At 35.8% G+C, this 391-nt stretch carries 1 protein-coding gene; it reads right to left on the bottom strand.

Translation table 11 applies throughout. The annotated features are described in order from the left end of the window. Positions 1-19: 19 nt before the first annotated feature. On the bottom strand, positions 20-391 hold a 372-nt coding region (locus NE664_15440; GenBank protein ID MCQ4728026.1), incomplete at its 5' end, for a helix-turn-helix transcriptional regulator.

Below are 391 nucleotides of genomic sequence, written 5' to 3'. Positions count from 1 at the left end.
AAATAATTTCTCAATAAAATCAGTCCTCAAATTCAATTTCGGACAGGAGCTGTATCAGGCGCATTTTCTGTTCAACAGACATTTTCTTTCCGTTTCTGGCTACAAGTTTTTCTACATCAGCATAGGTGGGCTGAGGAACTGCTTTGGAGCCATCATTTGCCATTGCTTCGAGCTCGTCGGTACTAATTCCTAACGCATCGCAGATTTTGCAAACATTTACATAACTTGTTTTTTCAATACCATTTTCTAGCATAGATTTAATGGTTGAATAAGCAATACCTGTAATCCGTACTAAATCAGCAACTTTCATGTTTTTTTCTTCCATAATATTTCGTAAAATCTGTGCTCTCTCCATATGATCACCTCTAGTTTGATAATACACTATTTTTTG

The organism is Anaerotignum faecicola, assembly GCA_024460105.1.
Taxonomy (GTDB): domain Bacteria; phylum Bacillota; class Clostridia; order Lachnospirales; family Anaerotignaceae; genus JANFXS01.
Note: the sequence above shows the minus strand (reverse complement) of the source record. Positions and strands in the feature narration are given on the sequence as shown.